Origin of the sequence: Streptomyces marokkonensis (assembly GCF_039539045.1) — a bacterium.
GTDB lineage: Bacteria > Actinomycetota > Actinomycetes > Streptomycetales > Streptomycetaceae > Streptomyces > Streptomyces marokkonensis.
Window position 1 is genome coordinate 9,848 of sequence record NZ_BAABCQ010000118.1, and the last position, 15,394, is coordinate 25,241.

The following is a 15,394-nucleotide window of genomic DNA, read 5'->3' on the forward strand; positions in this document are numbered from 1 at the left end:
GATGCTCCGTGGTGGTGCCCGTGGTGATGCTCCGTGGTGGTGCCCGTGGTGGTGCCCGTGGTGGTGCCGTGGTTCTCCGTGGTGGGGCTCCCGCGCGGATCCTCACCGGGCAAGCCCGTGTGACGCGGGTCACGGCAAATCTCTTCGGGGCCCGGAAATAAGCGGGGATCGTTTCCCCGTTTAGCCCTGTGTCCGAGCGAAGCGGGGAATTCCTCCCCGGATCGCGAACCCAGTTCTCGAAGGAGTACGCCGTGCGGACCGCGACCCCCGAGCAGCACAAGGTGACCCGGCCCCGCGCCGACGCCCTGCGTAATCGGGAGCGGATCGTCACCGCCGCCCGGGAGATGTTCGTCGAGCACGGCCCCGACGTGCCGCTCGACGACGTCGCCCGTCGGGCCGGCGTCGGCAACGCCACGGTGTACCGCAACTTCCCCGACCGCGACGCCCTCGTCCGCGAGGTCGTCTGCTCGGTCATGGACCGTACGGCACGTGCGGCCGAGCTCGCGCTCGCGGAGACCGGCGACGCCTTCGAAGCGTTGGAGCGCTTCGTGCACGTCTCCGCCGACGAGCGGATCAGCGCCCTGTGCCCGATGGTCTCCAGCACGTTCGACCAGTACCACCCCGACCTGGAGGCGGCGCGCGAGAGGGTCGAGCTGCTCGTCGCCGAGGTCATGGGCCGGGCGAAGGCGGCCGGTCAGCTCCGCGACGACGTGGGCGTGGGCGACCTGATGACCGCCGCGGCCCAGCTCAGCCGGCCCCCGGCCGGTACGGGGTGTCTGAGCGCCGACCGGTTCGTCCACCGTCATCTGCAGCTGTTCCTGGACGGGCTGCGGGCTCCGGCCCGCTCCGCCCTGCCGGGCACGGCCGTGACCCTGGAGGATCTGCGCCGGCCCTGCGACCCGTAGTCCCGCGACTGACTTCCGTTCCACCCGTAGTTCCGCGACATCCGCTCCCCCAGTGGTTCGGCGGCTCCCGTCCGACCAGTTCTCCGCGTTTCATGACCGACCAGTTCCGCGATTCCTGACCGTCTGAACACAGGACGGCGGCCGCTGTTGGCCGTCGCCGCAGGCCCAGTCGTCCCTTTACACGCCTTTTTCCGTCACGAAGTCCCGAAGTGGGTACCCCCATGTCTGCAACAGCCGTCAAGGCTTCCGGCGTCCCAGGCGCCCCCGGCGTCCCCGACGCCGGCCGCTGGAAAGCGCTCGTCTTCATCGCGCTCGCCCAGCTGATGGTCGTCCTCGACTCCACCATCGTGAACATCGCCCTGCCCTCCGCCCAGCAGGACCTCGGCATCTCCGACGGCAACCGGCAGTGGGTCGTCACGGCCTACGCCCTCGCCTTCGGTGGCCTGCTGCTCTTCGGCGGGCGGATATCCGACCTATGGGGCCGCAAGCGCACCTTCGTCCTCGGGCTGGCCGGCTTCGCGGCCGCCTCCGCGCTCGGCGGTGCGGCCACCAACGAGGCGATGATGTTCGGCTCCCGAGCCCTCCAGGGCGTCTTCGGTGCCCTGCTCGCGCCCGCAGCGCTCTCCCTGCTCGCCGTCATGTTCACGGACGGCAAGGAGCGTGCCAAGGCCTTCGGCATCTACGGTGCGATCGCCGGCGGCGGCGCCGCCGTGGGTCTGATCCTCGGCGGTTTCCTCACCGAGTACCTGAACTGGCGCTGGACGTTCTTCGTCAACATCCCGTTCGCGGTCGTCGCCGCGGCCGGTGCGTACCTCTTCGTCCGCGAGCCGCAGGGCGGCCGCAACCGCTCGCCGCTCGACGTCCCCGGCGTGCTCCTGTCCACCCTCGGTCTGGTCGCGCTCGTCTACGGCTTCACCCGCGCCGAGTCCGGGGGCTGGAGCGACCCGGTGACCGTCGGAATGTTCGTCGGTGCCGCCGTACTGCTCCTCGCCTTCGTGCTGGTCGAGTCGAAGGTCAAGGCCCCGCTGCTGCCGCTGCGCGTGGTCACCGAGCGCAACCGGGGTGGCATCTACCTCTCGCTGGGCCTGGCGATCATCGCGATGTTCGGCCTGTTCCTCTTCCTCACCTACTACCTGCAGATCGTGCAGGGCTACTCGCCGGTGAAGACCGGCTTCGCCTTCCTGCCGATGGTCGTGGGCATGGTCACGGGCTCCACGCAGATCGGTACCCGCCTGATGACCCGGGTCGCGCCCCGGCTGCTGATGGGCCCCGGCTTCCTGGTCGCCGCCGTCGGCATGCTGCTGCTGACCCAGCTGGAGCTCAACACCTCGTACGCCGGCGTGCTGCTGCCCGGCATGCTCCTGCTCGGCCTCGGCATGGGTACGGCGTTCATGCCGGCCATGTCCCTGGCCACCATGGGTGTGGAGCCGCGGGACTCCGGTGTCGCCTCCGCGATGGTCAACACCTCGCAGCAGGTGGGCGGTGCGATCGGTACGGCGCTGCTGAACACGATCGCCGCCTCGGCCACCACGTCCTACATCGCCGACAACATCGGCGGCGCGGCCACCCGGTCCCAGCAGCAGCTGGTCCAGCTGGAGGGGCAGGTGGAGGGCTACACCAGCGCCATCTGGTTCGCCGTCGGCATCCTGGTCGCGGCGGCCGTGATCGCCCTGACCTTCGTCAACGCCGGCCGCCCGGGCGGCAACGCCGTCGCGGGTTCCGGCTCCGGGTCGGGTGACGCGGTCGAGGGCGAGCTGCCGGTGCCGGTCGTCGCCCACTGACGAAGCCGGTCTCGGTACCCCTTCGGGCTCTGCGGTCCCACGAAGTTCCATCCGGTTCCATCCGTGCGCGGGAAGAAGGGACGCCTCTCACGCACGGTTCCCGGGACCTGCCCCGGCCGCGCGCTCAGCGCAGCCAGGGCAGGTCCGCACCCGTTTCGCTCGGCTGAAGTCCCTCGGCGACGATCCGCATGATCTCGCCGAGGGACTTCTGCTGTTCGGGCGTGAGCCGGTCGAACACGGCCTGTCGTACGGCGTTCACATGGCCCGGCGCGGTCCGGCTCAGCACCTCGTACCCCTCCTCCGTGAGGATGGCGAACTGGCCGCGCTTGTCGGAAGGGCAGTCCTCCCGGCGTACCCAGCCGTTCTTCTCCAGGCGGGCGACGGCGTGCGAGAGGCGGGAGCGGGTGATCTTCGCGTGCCGGGCCAGCTCCGTCATCCGCAGCCGCCGCCGCGGTGACTCGGCGAGCTTGACCAGCAGGCCGTAGTAGATGTGGGGCATGCCCGCGTCGCGCTGGAGCTGGCGGTCGAGATGGTCCTCGAGAAGGGTGGAGGCCTCGATGTAGGAGCGCCAGACGCGCTGTTCCTCGGCGGTGAGCCAGCGGGGCTCGTCGGCGGGGGGCGGAGCGGGTGCCGGGATGGGTGCCGTGTTCATGTATCCATGGTACGGATCCATTTCTTGAATCTTAAACAAACGGAGGGTAGATTCGAACGAGATAAAGATTGAGAGTTCAAGTACTGGAGTCGCCCGCCCCATGTCCGCCGCCGCTCAGGAGCGCATGCCCGCCCTCTTCCTCAGTCACGGTGCCCCGCCCCTCGCCGACGATCCCGTCTGGCCCGGCGAACTCGCCGCGTGGGCCGCCGCCCTCCCGCGCCCCAGGGCGATCCTCGTCGTCTCCGCCCACTGGGAGGAGGCCCCGCTCGCCCTCGGCGCCACCCGGACCGTCCCCCTGGTCCACGACTTCTGGGGCTTTCCGGAGCACTACTACCAGGTGCGCTACGAGGCTCCCGGCGCCCCCGCGCTCGCCGAGTCCGTACGCAAGCTGCTGCGCGCCCCCGCGGCGCCCGTGCAGGACGTCCCCGACCGCGGCCTCGACCACGGCGCGTACGTGCCGCTCGTCGAGATGTTTCCCGGCGCCGACATCCCGGTCCTCCAGGTCTCCATGCCGACCCTCGACCCGACACGGCTCATGGAGACCGGCCGCAGGCTCGCCCCGCTGCGCGACGAGGGGGTACTGATCATCGGCTCCGGTTTCTTCACCCACAACCTTGCCGCGCTGCGACAAAGCGGCGTTCCCGCCTGGTCCGCGGAGTTCGACGACTGGGGTCGGCGTGCGCTGGAGGCCGGTGACGTGGACGGGCTTGTCGACTTCGCCCGCAAGTCCCCGGCCGGCCTGCTCGCCCACCCGCGCACCGAGCACTTCGCCCCGCTGTTCGTGACGATGGGGGCGGCGGACGCGGTCGGTGAGCTCGACCTGCGGAAGTCCGTGATCGACGGGTTCTGGATGGGGCTGGCCAAGCGGTCGGTGCAGTTCGGCTGACCGGGCACGGGACGGACACGGAATACGGGAGGGGCTGGAACGGCTTGTCCTCTCGTGGAGGAGCGCCTCGTTAGAGCGGCCTTTCGTACCAGGCGACGTCCCAGTACCGGCCGAATTTGCGGCCCACCTCGCGGTACGTGCCGACACGCCGGAAGCCGAAACGTTCGTGCAATCGGGCGGAGGCCTCGTTGGGTTGCGCGATGCCCGCGTAGGCGCGGTGCAGGTCCTCGTCCGCCAAGGCCTCGAAGAGGGCCGCGTAGAGAAGTGTGCCGATGCCGCGACGGCCGGCGTACGGGGCGACGTAGACGGTGGTCTCCACCGAGGTCCCGTACGCGGGCTTCGCCCGATAGGGGCTGGATGTGGTGTACCCCAGAATCTCCTGTGAGTCCGCGTCCGCGGCAACCCTCAACCGGTGCGGGCCGTCTTCAGGGTGGGAGAGCAGCCAAGGGCGGCGCTCTTCCGGGGCGAAGGGTTCGGTGTCGAACGTGACGGGCGTCTCACGGACGTAGTGGTTGTAGAGGTCGGTGAGGGCCTTGAGGTCGTCCTCGGTTCCCGGTCTGACCTGGACCTCCGTACGTCCCGTCCGCATCACGCCTCCTCGTGTGGCGGCACAGGGTACTGCATGATCAGAAAAATCGGGGGGCGGGTTGGGAATTCTGTCCGGATTCCAGTCGTTGTTTCCATCGGATGCAGGGCACCCGAGGAGAGTCCCGACAGAGGCCGGAGACCGGATCCGAGACCGGAGGACAACGCCACACGGCGCCGAGCGTCCACAGTGACCACCAGGACCACCCGCTGAACCACCCATCGCAAGGGAGCACGCATGGCAACCCGTGCCGTCGCCCGTCGTAAGTCCGCCACCGGCGGGACCTCCGACGCGGCAACCAGCGTCCGCGCCAACGGCGGCGAGCTCGCCGACCGCGATCTGGTCGGCATGTACCTCGACGAGATCGCGCGGACACCGCTGCTCGACGCCGCCAAGGAGGTCGAGCTGTCCCAGACCATCGAGGCGGGTGTCTTCGCGCGGCAGGTCCTCGAAGGCTACGAGGAGACCGGGGCGGACGCCACCCGGGAGGAGCTCCGGGCCCTGATCGAGGAAAGCGAGCGGGCGAAGGACGTCTTCATCCGCTCCAACCTGAGGCTGGTCGTCGCGGTCGCCCGCCGCTACCCCCGCAGCGGTCTGCCGCTCCTCGACCTCATCCAGGAGGGCAACGCCGGCCTGGTCCGCGCGGTCGAGAAGTTCGACTACCGCAAGGGCTTCAAGTTCTCGACGTACGCGACCTGGTGGATCCGTCAGGCCATCACCCGGTCCATCGCCGACCAGTCGCGCACCATCCGGCTGCCCGTCCACCTGGTGGAGGAGCTGGGCCGGATCCGCCGCGTCCAGCGCGAGTTCAACCGCGAGCACGGCCGCGAGCCGGAGCCCGCCGAGATCGCCGCCGAGCTCGGTTCCAAGCCGGAGCGCGTCACCGACGTACTCGACTGGGCCCGCGACCCCGTCTCGCTGAACATGGCGGTGGACGACGAGGGTGAGACCCAGTTCGGCGACCTGCTCGAGGACACCTCCGCCGTGTCGCCCGAGCAGTCGGTGATGACGCTGCTGCGCAGCGAGGAGCTCGACGACCTCATCGGCCGCCTCGACTCGCGTACGGCCTCCATCATCAAGATGCGGTACGGCATAGACGACGGCCGCGAGCGTACGCTGACGGAGGTCGGCAAGGAGCACGGCCTCACCCGCGAGCGCATCCGGCAGATCGAGAAGCACGCACTGCTGGAGCTGAAGAAGCTGGCCCGCGACACCGGCTTCGAGGCGGCTGCGTAGGGCGTCGCCCGGCGCGGCGGCGGGCGGCGGCGGGCGGCGGCGGGCCACCGCCGAAGGACGACGCGAGGGTGACGGCGTGGCGCGGACGCGATGCGGTGGTGCCGTCACCGGCGGCGTGGTGTGATGCGGGGGCGCGACGTGACGCGTGGGGCGTACGCCGGTGGCCGAACCCCGCGCAAACTTGGCCGTGTAACGCTGCTTCAACCGGCGGAGGCCGGGAAATAGAACTCCGGGCAGACTCCGGGCCCAGCGATTCCCAGCAATCCGGGCCCGGGCGGCGGCCCTGGGCGGGCCTCTCCGTCACTTCGGACCACGTCCCGACGCACTCCCCCCGGCGCCGGGACCTCCCCGAGCCGGGCTCGGCGCCTCTCCCCCCGGGGCGCCGGGCCCGGCTCCTTCCAATGGGGGAGCGCAAGCAGGCCACGAGACGGAGCGGACGAGGGAGCGGCGCAGGTCGGGAGCGGGGCAGACCGGGGAGGCGGGGCACCCCGAACCTGAACCCCGGGGTGGCCCGCCGAATGGCAGATTCTGCCACAGCGGCATAGCCTGCCGAAGTGAGTAGCAGGACTCCTTCATCCTCATCGTCGGCGGGCAGTGCCCCTTCACTCCCCGCATCGTCGGCGAGCACCGTTCCCTCGTCATCGGCGTCCCCCGCGCGCGGACCGGTGCCCGTCTCCCTGACCGAGCGGCGCAAGGCCGAGACCCGGATGGAGATCGCCCGCGCGGCGGCCCGCCTCTTCGTGAGCCAGGGGCTGCGGGCCACCCGGGCCGAGGACATCGCCCGGGCCGCCGGCGTCGCCCCGCGCACCTTCTACCGCTACTTCGCGACCAAGGAAGAGGCCGTCGCCCCGCTCTACGCCCTGGGCGCCGAACGCTGGGCGCGGGCGGTGCGCGAGGCACCTGCCGAGCTGTCCCCGCCCGCGGCCCTGGAACACGCCGTACGGCACACGCTGACGCCGGGCGTCGGGGTTCCCGCGCCGTCCTGGGAGTGGGCCCGGACCCTCATCCGGCTGGCCGAGAGCAGCCCGGCGTTGCGGAAGGTGTGGGCGGAGGTCTGCCGGACGGCGGAGCGGGGGCTCGTGAAGGTGCTGGCCACGCGGATGGCGCACGGTGACGACAACGTTGCCGCGCGACTGGAGCGATCTCCCACCACGCACTTCGCGGCTGCCGTCGCGGGGGCGGCGGTGCGGGTGGCGGTGGAGTACTGGGCGGCCTCCCCCGAGGTGCTCTCGTCCGAGGAATCCTCGTCCGTGGAATCCTCGGACGAGGGCGACGCGTCCGACGGGGCGCGGAGTCCGTTGGAGTTGGCGTTGCGGAATCTCGAGGCGGTCCGGGGAGTCGATTGGGAGGGTGCTCGTACGCCGTAGCCCCGGAAGCCCGCGGCGGCGGACGGAGTCGTCATGCGCCCCCCGACGCCCTCGCCAGCCTCTCTCCCAAGGCCCGTACGCACTCCACCAGTTCCGTCGGCTCCCGCACCCGGAAGTCCACCCCCAGCATCGCGAGACGTACCGCCATCCACTCCACCGCGTCGGACACGGTCGCCCGCAGGACGCACGACGCGCCGCCGTCCGCCGCCTCCGGGGTCCCGAGCCACTGCGGAAGCCGTGCCGCGACGACCTCGGCCGGCGCGCCGAAGGCGACCACGATCTCGTACGAGTCGCCGTGCCGCCGCATCGAGCGCCGCAGGTACTCCGCCGCGCTCCCGGTCGGCAGCTCGCGCGGCGCGAACCGGGCGCCCGTGGCGAACGGTTCGCTCACCCGGTCGACCCGGAAGGTCCGCCAGTCGTCCCGGTCGAGGTCGTAGGCGACCAGGTACCAGCGGCGGCCCGTCGACACCAGCCGGTACGGCTCCGTCACGCGCCGCGACTCGATGCCGTCCCCCGTGCGGTAGGCGAACCGCAGCCGCTCCCGTCCGGCCACCGTCGAGGCCATGACGGTCAGTGTCTCGGGCGCGATGTTCGGTCCGTCGCCGCTGGTGAGCGGTGTCGTCGCGGCCTGGAGGGTGGTGACGCGGTGGCGCAGGCGGCCCGGCAGCACCTGCTCCAGCTTGGCCAGTGCCCGTACCGAGGCCTCGTCCAGGCCCTCCACCGCGTGACCGGCGCCGGCGCGCAGCCCGACCGCGATGGCCACGGCCTCCTCGTCGTCGAGGACGAGCGGCGGCATCGCCTTGCCGGCCACCAGCCGGTAGCCGCCGTCGGAACCCATGCTCGCCTGCACGGGGTAACCCAGTTCGCGCAGCCGGTCGATGTCCCGCCGGACCGTGCGACGGGAGACCCCGAGCCGGTCGGCGAGCTCGCCGCCGGGCCATTCGCGGGGCGTCTGGAGGAGGGAGAGGAGCGTCAGGAGCCGGGCCGGAGTGTCCGTCGTCATGGTTCCGAGCATGTCGCACATCTAGGACGCGACCTGTCCTACTGCGGCCATAGCTTCCTTCCATGACCTCAACGCACACCCCGGGGCCCGCTCCCGCCCAGTCCGTCGCAGGCGACCGGCGTCGCTGGTTCGCGCTCGCGATCGTGATGACCGCGGCCTTCATGGACCTGGTCGACGTCACCATCGTCAACATCGCGATCCCGTCGATCCGGGAGAACGAGGGCGCCACCTACAGCCAGATCCAGTGGATCACCGCCGGTTACGCCCTCGCCTTCGCCGCCGGCCTGATCACCGGCGGGCGGCTCGGCGACATCCACGGCCGCAAGCGGGTGTTCCTCATCGGCATCGGCGGCTTCACCATGGCGTCCGCGCTGTGCGGCCTGGCCGTGAACCCGGAGATGCTGGTCGCCTCCCGCCTCCTCCAGGGAGCCATGGCGGCGCTGATGGTGCCGCAGGTGCTGTCGATCGTGCACGCCACCTTCCCGGCGCACGAACGCGGCAAGGTGTTCGGGCTGTTCGGCGCCATCGTCGGGCTGGGGGCCGTCTCCGGTCCCCTGCTGGGCGCCCTGCTCACCGAGTGGAACCTCTTCGGGCTCGAGTGGCGGCCCATCTTCCTCATCAACCTGCCGGTCGGCGTCGCCGGTCTGATCCTCGGCAGCCGCTTCATCACGGAGTCCAAGGCGCCGCGTGCCCTCAAGCTGGACCTGGTCGGGGTCGCCCTGGTCACCCTGGGTCTGCTGATGCTGGTCTACCCGCTCACCCAGGGCCGCGAGCTGGACTGGCCGCTGTGGGGGTACCTGTCGATGGCCGGCGCGTTCGTGGTCCTCGCGGTGCTGGTGGCGTACGAGAGGCGCAAGACGGCGCGGGACGGTTCGCCACTGGTCGAGCTGTCGCTGTTCAAGGTGAAGAGCTTCGCGGCCGGCATCGCCGTGCAGACCGTCTTCGGGATCGCGCTCGGCATCTTCTTCCTGGTCTGGACGCTGTACATGCAGGTGGGGCTCGGCTGGAGCGAGCTGCGGGCCGGGCTGACCGGCGTCCCGTTCTCGATCGCCGTCTCCGTGGCGGCGGGAGTGTCGGTGCAGAAGCTGGTCCCGCGGTTCGGGCGCAAGGTGCTCCAGTCGGGCGCGCTGATCATGGCGGCCGGAGTACTGCTCTACATCTGGGAGTCCGAGCGGTACGGGCTCGGCATCACCTCCTGGCAGATGGCGCTTCCGCTCGTCGTGATGGGTGTCGGCATGGGGCTGATCGTCGCGCCGCTGACGGACGCGGTGCTGTCCCAGGTGCCGCGCGAGCACGCCGGAGCGGCGTCCGGGCTCATCAACACCGTGCAGCAGATGGGCAACGCGCTGGGGCTGGGGTTGGTCTCGGTGGTCTTCTTCGGCACCATGAGCGACCACCTGGCCCCGGCCCGCGTCGGCCCGGCGTACGCCGACGCCTTCCAGAACGCGCTGGGCTGGGTGGCCGGGGTGCTGGTCGTCATCTTCCTGCTGATGTTCGCGCTGCCCAAGCGGCCGGCCCAGCACGTGGAAGGGGCCCAGGAGGAGGGGCGGACGGAGGAGAAGGAGCCCGCGCTGGTCTGAGATCACCATGATTGGGGAGGGGCGGGCAGGGCGGGCCCGGTACTTCGGTGCCGGGGCCCGCCTCTCTTCGTGCTGAGCCCTCTCTTCGTGCTGAGCCCCCTCTTCGTGCTGAGCCCCCTCTTCGTGCTGAGCCCCCTCCTTTCGGATCGAGCCCGACCCCCTTCGCCGTTCCAGGCGTGCTTCGCGCTGCCGTCCGTCAGGTGAGGCCCGGGGTGCCCGGTCATGCCTGCTTGAGTCCGACTGCTTCCGTTTTCCTGTTTACATTGCGGAATACCGGGCGTAGCCTCCGACTGAAACCACAGGTTCGGGCACAAGTACATGCCCAAGCTCAGGCACGGCACAGGCAAAAGCACAGGCAAAGCACAGGCGGAGGCGAACGATCATGTACGCACCGGAGCGGCAACAGGAGATCCTCCGGCTCGCCCGGGACGGCGGCCGGGTGGACGTGGTGTCGCTGGCCGAGGAGTTCCAGGTGACGGCGGAGACCATCCGACGCGACCTCAAGGCACTCGACCGCGCCGGGCTGCTGCGCCGCGTGCACGGCGGCGCGATCCCCGCCGGGCGGCTCGACTTCGAGCCGGACCTCGCCGAACGCGAGTCCACGGCCGCCGACGAGAAGGACCGGATCGCCAAGGCGGCCCTGGCGGAACTGCCGACCGAGGGCACGGTGATCCTCGACGCCGGTTCGACGGTGGCCCGCATGGCCGCCGTGCTCCCGCCGGAGGCGTCGCTCACCGTCGTCACCCACAGCCTGCCCATCGCGGCCCGCCTCGCCGACCACCCCGGCATCCAGCTCCACCTGGTCGGAGGGCGCGTGCGGCACCGTACGCGCGCCGCCGTGGACGCCTGGGCGCTGCGCGCGTACGGCGAGATCCGCGCCGACGTGCTGGTGGTGGCGGCCAACGGCTTCTCCGTCGAGCACGGTCTGACCACCCCCGACCTCGCCGAGGCCGCGGTCAAACGGGCCGCGGTGGCCGCCGCCCGCCGCGTGGTGCTGCTCGCCGACTCCTCCAAGCACGGCCAGGAGCACTTCGCACGCTTCGGCGCCCTGAGCGATGTGGACCTGCTGATCACCGACAGCGGGATGAGCCCCGAAGACGCCACCGCCATCGAGCGTGCCGGCACGGAAGTAGTACGCGCATGATCCTCACCGTCACCCCCAACCCGTCCCTGGACCGCACCTACGAGCTCCCCTCCCTCCACCGCGGCGAGGTCGTCCGCGCCACGGGCGAGCGCGTGGACCCGGGCGGCAAGGGCGTGAACGTCTCGCGCGCGGTGACGGCGGCCGGCCGGCGCACCGTCGCGGTGCTGCCGCTCGGCGGCCCGTCCGGCGCACTCGTCACCGAGCTGCTCGACGCCCAGGGCATCGAGGTCGCGCCGGTACCGATCGCCGGGGTCACCCGGGCCAACATCGCGCTCGCCGAGGCGGACGGTGTCCTGACGAAGATCAACGCCCCGGGGCCCGAACTGTCGGCGGCCGAACGGGAGCTGCTCCTGGAGACCGTACGGCGCCAGTCGCCCGGCGCGGACTGGATCGCCTGCTGCGGCAGCCTGCCCCGCGGACTCGCCCCCTCCTGGTACGCCGACCTGGTCGCCCGGGCGCACACCGCGGGCGTCCGCATCGCGCTGGACACCTCCGGGCCCGCTCTGCTCCAGGCGCTGCGTGAGCGGCCCGACGTGGTCAAGCCGAACGCCGAGGAGCTCGCGGAGGCCGTCGGACGCCCCCTGGCCACCGTCGGCGACGCGGTGAAGGCCGCCGAGGAACTGCGCGAACTGGGCGCCCGGTCGGTGCTCGCCAGCCTGGGCGCCGACGGACAGCTGCTCGTGGCCGACGAGGGCACCTGGTTCGGCAGCGCCCGGGTGGACGCCGTACGCAGCAACGTCGGTGCCGGGGATGCGTCGCTCGCCGGATTCCTCGTCGCCGGGGGCGGGGGACCGGACGCCCTCGCCTCTGCCGTCGCGCACGGCGCCGCCGCCGTCCAGCTGCCCGGCAGCGTGATGCCGACACCGGCCGACCTGGATCCGGGCGCGGTGACGGTCACGGCGCAAGTGCCGGTGGACCGTGAGCTGAAGGAGCCGGCGTCATGAACTCCCACCTGGCCCTCGACCCCGGCCACGGCCGGTTCTCCGTCGGCGGCCAGTTCCCCGACCAAGGCCGGTTCCCCGGCCGCGGCTCCCTTCACGCAGCCGTCCACAATCCCCACCGCAGCGCCCCCGTCCCCCTCTCCGCCCCCGCCCACCACCTCACGTTCCGGGCGATACGCGAGCTAAGGAGCCCGCGATGAGTGACATGATCACCGCGGATCTGGTCGACCTCGACCTGTCCGCCGACACCAAGGAAGCGGCGGCGCGCGCCCTCGCCGAGCGGATGGTGACCCAGGGTCGGGTGACCGACCTGGAGGGCTTTCTCGCCGACGTGGCCGCCCGTGAGGCGCAGATGCCGACCGGCCTCGACGGCGGCATCGGCATCCCGCACTGCCGCAGCGAGCACGTCACCGAGCCGACGCTCGCCTTCGGGCGCAGCGCGGACGGCGTCGACTTCGGGGCGGCGGACGGTCCGGCCGACCTGATCTTCCTGATCGCCGCTCCGGAGGGCGCGGACGACGCCCACCTGACGATCCTCTCCTCGCTCGCCCGGCAGCTGATGAACGCCGGGTTCACGACCGCGCTGCGGTCGGTGGGCGACACGACCGCTGCCGCGGCGCTGATCCGCGGAGAGGAGCCGACCGGTTCCGAGAGCGCCTCCGCGGGTGCCTCCGCAGGCGCCCCGGAGGGCGCTTCGGAAGGCGCCGGGGACTCCGTGGCGGTCTCGGCGGCGGCCTCCGCCGAGACCGCCACGGTCCGCACCGACGAGGCGGTCCGCACCGACGAGGCGGAGGAGCCCGGGGAGTCCGGGCGTCCCTTCCGTATCGTCGCGGTCACCTCCTGCCCCACCGGCATCGCGCACACCTACATGGCGGCCGAGTCGCTGGAGAACGCGGGCCGCGAGTCCGGTGTCGAGGTCGTCGTCGAGACGCAGGGCTCGGCCGGCTTCACCCGGCTGGACCCGGCGGTGATCGAGGCGGCGGACGGTGTGATCTTCGCCCACGACGTGCCCGTACGCGAGAAGGACCGCTTCGCCGGGAAGCCCACCGTCGACACCGGCGTCAAGGCGGCCATCAACCGGCCCGGCGAGCTGATCGGCGAGGTCCGCGGGAAGGCGGCCCGCGGTGAGGTCACAGCGGGCGGTCCGACCGGTCCGGGCGGGCCGGGCGGGGACGAGGGGACTACGCCCGTCGGACGCGGCGGCGGGTCCGGCGAGGGATACGGGACGAAGCTGCGCGTCTGGCTGATGTCCGGGGTCAGTTACATGGTCCCGTTCGTCGCCGCGGGCGGTCTGCTCATCGCCCTCGGCTTCGCCATCGGCGGCTACGAGATCAACGAGGCACCGTCGGTGATGGACCACTTCGTGTGGTCGCAGGCGGACAGCTGGGCGGCGCTGCTGTACCAGATCGGCGGCGTGGCCTTCGCCTTCCTCGTCCCGGTGCTGGCGGGCTACATCGCCTACGGCATGGCCGACCGGCCGGGCCTGGTCCCCGGCTTCGTGGGCGGCTCGATCGCCCTGACCATCAACGCCGGGTTCCTCGGCGGTCTGGCGGCCGGTCTGATCTCCGGCGCCGTGGTGATGGCGATCCAGCGGGTACGCATCCCGGCGGCCCTGCGCGGCATCATGCCCGTGGTGGTGATCCCGCTGATCTCCGCGGCGATCGTCGGGTTCCTGATGTTCGTGGTGATCGGCAAGCCCATCGCGTCCGCGCAGACGGCGATGACCGACTGGCTGAGCGACCTGTCCGGCGCCAACGCCGTCCTGCTCGGCGCTCTGCTCGGTCTCATGATGTGCTTCGACCTGGGCGGCCCGGTCAACAAGGTCGCCTACGCCTTCGCCACCGCCGGCATCGCGGTCTCCGACCCGAGTGACTCGGCGATGAAGATCATGGCGACGGTCATGGCGGCCGGCATGGTCCCGCCGCTGGCGATGGCGCTGGCCACGACCGTGCGAGGCAGGCTCTTCAACGCCGCCGAGCGTGAGAACGGCAAGGCCGCCTGGGTGCTGGGCGCCTCCTTCATCTCCGAGGGGGCGATCCCGTTCGCCGCGGCCGACCCGCTGCGGGTCATCCCGTCCTCGATGGTGGGCGGCGCCGTCACCGGCGCTCTGTCCATGGCCTTCGGCGCCACCCTGCGCGCCCCGCACGGCGGCATCTTCGTGGTCCCGCTGATCGGCAACCCGCTGCTCTACCTGGTCGCCATCGCGGCCGGTGTATGCGTCACCACGGCCCTGGTGATCGTCCTCAAGGGGCTGCGCAAGCCGGCGCCGGGAGCGGTGGCCCCGGGCCCCGGCGGCGCGGACCCGTCCGCCTCGGCACCGGGGGCGAAGCAGCCGGTGGCCGCCGCGTAAGGGCCGGACGGCGTCGGTGAATCATGGGCCGGTTTCCGAGAGGGACCCGGCCCCGCGGCGTTCGTACCGCGCGTCCCGCGCCGGCGACACCCCCTGGCTAGGAGACCTGCGCCGCGCGTCGTTCCATCGCGCGGCGGGCGGTGTCCTCACTCTCGTAGACCTCGCACATGTGCCGCCCGTCGGGTGTGGCCGTGTGCTCGACCTCCCAGAGAGAGACCTCCGCACCGTCCCGCAGCAGGAACGCGTGCTCGTAGAGCGAGAAACCGATCCGGGCGCGGCCCGCGCGGCCGGGACCGCCGAAGGCCTGGGTGATCTGGTGCGCGGACGCCGTCGTCAGCCGGGCGGCGAGGGCATCGCCGGGCCGGTCCGGGTTCTCCGCGCGGCGCAGCAGCCGGCGGGCGTGGTCCGCCGAGGCGTCGGGGACGTAGGCGTGCCGCGGGGCGGGGGTCGGAGAGAGCTGCACCTGCACGGGCAGTTCGAATTCGGGTGTGTCCGGCGGCAGCGCCAGCCGTGCGGTGGCGGTGCGGAGCTCCTCCTCGTCGACGTACACCTCGCGCTGCGGTTCACTGCCCGGGGCGGTGTTGTGGACCAGCTCCCAGAGAGTGAGCGCCGAGCCGTCGGCGAGCAGCCAGGTGTGCCGGTACGTCTCGCGGTGCAGCCCCGCGCTGTGGTGCGCGGAGTGCAGGGAGCCGTCGTGCGCGAGCGCGCAGTCCAGCTGTCGTAATGTCTCGTCGGGCAGCTCGAACGAGTTCAGTGCGCGACCCAGCAGTCGCATGAGGTGCTCCTCCGGAGACTCGGGCGACTCGGGTGGTTCGTACGCTGCCGTCTCGTACGGAACGCTCAAGGTTTCTCCCGGCGTTGCTGCATGTCACCTTGTGGGTGCATACCGTAGCCCCTCGGTCGGACATCATGTCCGGGAACCGAGAAAACGTACGCACGAAAAACGGCCGGGCCGCGCGAAGT

At 71.6% G+C, this 15,394-nt stretch carries 14 protein-coding genes; 10 read left to right on the forward strand and 4 right to left on the reverse strand.

The window, feature by feature from the left end:
- The first annotated feature begins 251 nt into the window (after nucleotides 1-251).
- On the forward strand, nucleotides 252-905 hold the full coding sequence (locus ABEA26_RS25005) for a TetR/AcrR family transcriptional regulator (RefSeq protein WP_345595590.1): 654 nt from the start codon (nucleotides 252-254) through the stop codon (nucleotides 903-905).
- Nucleotides 906-1,126: 221 nt separating this feature from the next.
- The gene (locus ABEA26_RS25010; RefSeq protein ID WP_345595591.1) at nucleotides 1,127-2,686 is read left to right on the forward strand and encodes an MFS transporter; all 1,560 of its coding nucleotides are present in this window, start codon (nucleotides 1,127-1,129) and stop codon (nucleotides 2,684-2,686) included.
- A gap of 124 nt (nucleotides 2,687-2,810) precedes the next feature.
- On the opposite strand, the gene ABEA26_RS25015 is transcribed toward ABEA26_RS25010, so the two are convergent.
- Entirely contained in the window at nucleotides 2,811-3,338 is a 528-nt protein-coding gene (locus ABEA26_RS25015) for a MarR family winged helix-turn-helix transcriptional regulator (protein WP_345595592.1), read from the reverse strand.
- A gap of 100 nt (nucleotides 3,339-3,438) precedes the next feature.
- On the opposite strand from ABEA26_RS25015, the gene ABEA26_RS25020 reads away from it, so the two are divergent.
- Nucleotides 3,439-4,224 carry a dioxygenase family protein gene (locus tag ABEA26_RS25020; RefSeq protein WP_345595593.1) on the forward strand — a complete coding sequence of 262 codons (786 nt, stop codon included), beginning with the start codon at nucleotides 3,439-3,441 and terminating at the stop codon, nucleotides 4,222-4,224.
- Nucleotides 4,225-4,294: 70 nt separating this feature from the next.
- Here the strand turns inward: ABEA26_RS25020 and ABEA26_RS25025 are convergent, their stop codons facing one another.
- On the reverse strand, nucleotides 4,295-4,813 hold the full coding sequence (locus tag ABEA26_RS25025; protein WP_345595594.1) for a GNAT family N-acetyltransferase: 519 nt from the start codon (nucleotides 4,811-4,813) through the stop codon (nucleotides 4,295-4,297).
- A 234-nt stretch (nucleotides 4,814-5,047) separates the two neighbouring features.
- Between ABEA26_RS25025 and ABEA26_RS25030 the strand changes: the two genes are divergently transcribed.
- Both ABEA26_RS25030 and ABEA26_RS25035 read left to right on the forward strand, forming a co-directional pair.
- On the forward strand, nucleotides 5,048-6,046 hold the full coding sequence (locus ABEA26_RS25030; protein ID WP_345595595.1) for a sigma-70 family RNA polymerase sigma factor: 999 nt from the start codon (nucleotides 5,048-5,050) through the stop codon (nucleotides 6,044-6,046).
- A 707-nt stretch (nucleotides 6,047-6,753) separates the two neighbouring features.
- Nucleotides 6,754-7,413 (forward strand): TetR/AcrR family transcriptional regulator, encoded by a 660-nt coding sequence (locus tag ABEA26_RS25035; RefSeq protein WP_345595605.1) that lies wholly within the window; start codon nucleotides 6,754-6,756, stop codon nucleotides 7,411-7,413.
- 31 nt (nucleotides 7,414-7,444) lie between these two features.
- On the opposite strand, the gene ABEA26_RS25040 is transcribed toward ABEA26_RS25035, so the two are convergent.
- Complete coding sequence (locus tag ABEA26_RS25040; RefSeq protein ID WP_345595596.1) at nucleotides 7,445-8,416, reverse strand: helix-turn-helix transcriptional regulator; 972 nt, start codon at nucleotides 8,414-8,416, stop codon at nucleotides 7,445-7,447.
- A gap of 62 nt (nucleotides 8,417-8,478) precedes the next feature.
- On the opposite strand from ABEA26_RS25040, the gene ABEA26_RS25045 reads away from it, so the two are divergent.
- From ABEA26_RS25045 to ABEA26_RS25065, 5 genes are all read left to right on the forward strand, one after another.
- The gene (locus ABEA26_RS25045) at nucleotides 8,479-9,996 is read left to right on the forward strand and encodes an MFS transporter (RefSeq protein WP_345595597.1); all 1,518 of its coding nucleotides are present in this window, start codon (nucleotides 8,479-8,481) and stop codon (nucleotides 9,994-9,996) included.
- 382 nt (nucleotides 9,997-10,378) lie between these two features.
- Complete coding sequence (locus tag ABEA26_RS25050) at nucleotides 10,379-11,140, forward strand: DeoR/GlpR family DNA-binding transcription regulator (RefSeq protein WP_345595598.1); 762 nt, start codon at nucleotides 10,379-10,381, stop codon at nucleotides 11,138-11,140.
- Nucleotides 11,137-12,084, forward strand: coding sequence for a 1-phosphofructokinase (gene pfkB / locus ABEA26_RS25055; protein ID WP_345595599.1), 948 nt, complete (start codon nucleotides 11,137-11,139; stop codon nucleotides 12,082-12,084). Before ABEA26_RS25050 ends, pfkB begins: the two co-directional genes overlap by 4 nt.
- Nucleotides 12,081-12,281, forward strand: coding sequence for a hypothetical protein (locus ABEA26_RS25060; protein ID WP_345595600.1), 201 nt, complete (start codon nucleotides 12,081-12,083; stop codon nucleotides 12,279-12,281). Before pfkB ends, ABEA26_RS25060 begins: the two co-directional genes overlap by 4 nt.
- On the forward strand, nucleotides 12,278-14,431 hold the full coding sequence (locus ABEA26_RS25065; protein ID WP_345595601.1) for a PTS fructose transporter subunit IIABC: 2,154 nt from the start codon (nucleotides 12,278-12,280) through the stop codon (nucleotides 14,429-14,431). The genes ABEA26_RS25060 and ABEA26_RS25065 overlap by 4 nt, the downstream gene beginning before the upstream one ends.
- A gap of 97 nt (nucleotides 14,432-14,528) precedes the next feature.
- Here the strand turns inward: ABEA26_RS25065 and ABEA26_RS25070 are convergent, their stop codons facing one another.
- A complete protein-coding gene (locus ABEA26_RS25070) occupies nucleotides 14,529-15,275 on the reverse strand; it encodes a DUF6227 family protein (protein WP_345595602.1) in 747 nt (248 codons plus the stop codon).
- Nucleotides 15,276-15,394 lie beyond the last annotated feature (119 nt).

What these genes read in the sequence shown, in the direction of transcription:
- ABEA26_RS25010 (WP_345595591.1), top strand. Translation starts at nt 1,127, where the DNA reads ATGTCTGCAACAGCCGTCAAGGCTTCCGGCGTCCCAGGCGCCCCCGGC.
- ABEA26_RS25015 (WP_345595592.1), bottom strand. Translation starts at nt 3,338, where the DNA reads ATGAACACGGCACCCATCCCGGCACCCGCTCCGCCCCCCGCCGACGAG.
- ABEA26_RS25020 (WP_345595593.1), top strand. Translation starts at nt 3,439, where the DNA reads ATGTCCGCCGCCGCTCAGGAGCGCATGCCCGCCCTCTTCCTCAGTCAC.
- ABEA26_RS25025 (WP_345595594.1), bottom strand. Translation starts at nt 4,813, where the DNA reads ATGCGGACGGGACGTACGGAGGTCCAGGTCAGACCGGGAACCGAGGAC.
- ABEA26_RS25030 (WP_345595595.1), top strand. Translation starts at nt 5,048, where the DNA reads ATGGCAACCCGTGCCGTCGCCCGTCGTAAGTCCGCCACCGGCGGGACC.
- ABEA26_RS25035 (WP_345595605.1), top strand. Translation starts at nt 6,754, where the DNA reads ATGGAGATCGCCCGCGCGGCGGCCCGCCTCTTCGTGAGCCAGGGGCTG.
- ABEA26_RS25040 (WP_345595596.1), bottom strand. Translation starts at nt 8,416, where the DNA reads ATGACGACGGACACTCCGGCCCGGCTCCTGACGCTCCTCTCCCTCCTC.
- ABEA26_RS25045 (WP_345595597.1), top strand. Translation starts at nt 8,479, where the DNA reads ATGACCTCAACGCACACCCCGGGGCCCGCTCCCGCCCAGTCCGTCGCA.
- ABEA26_RS25050 (WP_345595598.1), top strand. Translation starts at nt 10,379, where the DNA reads ATGTACGCACCGGAGCGGCAACAGGAGATCCTCCGGCTCGCCCGGGAC.
- pfkB (WP_345595599.1), top strand. Translation starts at nt 11,137, where the DNA reads ATGATCCTCACCGTCACCCCCAACCCGTCCCTGGACCGCACCTACGAG.
- ABEA26_RS25060 (WP_345595600.1), top strand. Translation starts at nt 12,081, where the DNA reads ATGAACTCCCACCTGGCCCTCGACCCCGGCCACGGCCGGTTCTCCGTC.
- ABEA26_RS25065 (WP_345595601.1), top strand. Translation starts at nt 12,278, where the DNA reads ATGAGTGACATGATCACCGCGGATCTGGTCGACCTCGACCTGTCCGCC.